This window comes from Nocardia takedensis NBRC 100417 (assembly GCF_000308695.1).
GTDB lineage: Bacteria > Actinomycetota > Actinomycetes > Mycobacteriales > Mycobacteriaceae > Nocardia > Nocardia takedensis.
Map to the genome: position 1 here is coordinate 1 of NZ_BAGG01000200.1, position 2,366 is coordinate 2,366.

Annotated in this window: 1 protein-coding gene; it reads left to right on the forward strand. The window is 74.0% G+C overall.

The genetic code is table 11. The features are described from left to right. Positions 1 to 43: 43 nt before the first annotated feature. Positions 44 to 2,366: type I polyketide synthase (locus ON30_RS27970; RefSeq protein ID WP_157183864.1), on the forward strand; the 2,323-nt coding region annotated here is incomplete at its 3' end.

Sequence of the window (2,366 nt, forward strand, 5' to 3'; positions counted from 1 at the left end):
GCGAACCCGGTACTGGCTGTCGAGCTCGTCGGGCGGCACGGATATGCGCGCGTCGGGGCTGTCGGCGGCCGAACATCCGCTGCTCGGCGCGGCGGTCCGGATGGCCGACGGCGGGCTGGTGCTGACCGGACGGCTGTCGCGCTCCGCCCACCCCTGGCTCGCCGATCACGCCGTCGGCGACCGGATCCTGCTGCCCGGGGCCGCGTTCGCCGAACTGGCACTGCACGCGGCCCAGCAGGTCGGGGCCGACACCGTCGCCGACCTCACCCTGCACGCGCCCCTGACGCTGGACGACGCGCCGGTCACCGTACAACTCGCCGTCGGCGCGCCGGACGAAACCGGTGCGCGCACACTGACCGTGCACGCGCGCGGTACGGACGACGCCCCGTGGACACGGCACGCGAGCGGTTCGCTCATCGACGCCGCGGTGGCGGATGCACCGTGTCCCGCGTGGCCGCCGACCGGCGCCGAGCTACTGGACCTCGCCGACGCCTACCCCGCGCTGGCCGAGCGCGGATACCACTACGGCCCGCTGTTCCAGGGCCTGCGCCGTGCCTGGCGACAAGGCGCCGATCTGTACGCGGAGGTGACACTGCCCGAGCAGGCGTGCGCCGCGGCCGGACAGTTCGGCGTGCATCCCGCGCTGCTGGACGCCGCGCTGCATCCGCTGCTGCTCGGCGAGACCGGCGAACCGGCCCTGCCGTTCGCCTTCGCCGATCTGCGTCTGTCCGCGGCCGGCGCGACCGAGCTGCGTGTACGTCTGACCGCGTCCGGTACCGCGTCCTCGCTGAACGCCTGGGATCCGGCTGGCGCCGCGGTGCTCAGCGTGGGCGAGGTCTCGCTGCGGACACCGACCTTCGCCGCCCCCGCGTCGACCCCGACCGACCTGATGCATCTGGACTGGACCGCCGTGCCCGCCGACCCGCGGAGTCCGGGACGTTGGGCCGTGCTCGGCCCCGAGTGGCTCGACTTGCCGGGCGCCTCGGTTCATCCCGGCCTGGCGGAACTGCTCGCGGACCTCGACGCAGGGACTCCCCGTCCGGAGGCGGTGTTCCTGCCCGTCGCCGGGGGCGTCGACGCGGTCACGACGCACGCGCTGCTCGCCGACGTGCTCGAGATCGTGCGTGCCACCCTCACCGACCCGAGACTGAGCGATATCCGGTTGGTCGGGGTGACCAGGGGAGCCGTCGCGGTCGGGGAGCAGGACCTCACCGACCTGGCCGCGGCGGCGGTGCTCGGCTTGTTCCGCACCGCGGGCACCGAACACCCGGGCCGTTTCCTCGGCATCGATGTCGAGGTGGCGGAGGCAGGAATGTTGGCGTCCGCGTTGGCCTGCGACGAACCGGAACTCGCCGTCCGCGACGGGATGCTGCTCGCGCCGCGCCTGCGCCGGACGACTGACCTCGGACAACGGCCGGACTTCGGCCCCGACGGCACGGTGTTGATCACCGGCGGAACCGGCACGTTGGGCGCGCTGGTGGCCCGACACCTGATCACCGCGTACGGCGTACGGCATCTGCTGCTGATCAGCCGTCGCGGGCTCGCCGCGCCGGGCGCGCAAGATCTGCGCGCCGAGCTGACCGCCTCCGGCGCCACCGTCACCATCGCCGCGTGCGACGCGGCCGACCGGGAAGCGTTGGCCGCCACCCTGGCCGCCGTACCCGTCGATCGGCCCCTGACCGCGGTGGTGCATACCGCGGGCGTGCTCGAGGACCACACGCTGGACAATCTCACCACCGAGCACCTGCACGCGGTGTTGCGCCCGAAGGTCGACGCCGCCTGGAATCTGCACGAGTCGACCGCGGCGCACGACCTCACGGCTTTCGTGTTGTTCTCGTCGGTGATGGCCGTGCTCGGCAACGCGGGGCAGGCCAACTACGCCGCCGCGAACGCCTACCTGGACGGCCTGGCCGCGCACCGGCGCGCGTCGGGGCTGCCCGCGACCTCGCTCGCCTGGGGTCTGTGGGCCAAGCGGGGCGGTATGACCGGGCATCTCGAGGGCGCGGACGTGGCCAGGACCGCCCGCGTCGGGCTGAGTCCGATGAGCGAGGAGCAGGGCCTGCGACTGTTCGACGCGGCCCTGGCCGCGGACCGCGCCCACTCGGCGCCCGCGCCGCTGGACCGAGCGGTCCTGCGCGGTCACGCGGAGGCCGGAACCTTGCCGCCGGTCCTGCGCGGTCTCGTGCGGGCGCCGGTTCGCCGCGCCGCGAGCGCACGGGCGGATTCGTCGTGGGCGCGGGAACTGACCGGGCTCGATCCGGTCGACCGGTCGACCGCGGTGTCGGACCTGGTGCGCGCCCACGTGGCGACCGTGCTGGGGTACGCCGATTCCGCGGTGGTCACGGTGACCCGCGCCTTCAAGGATC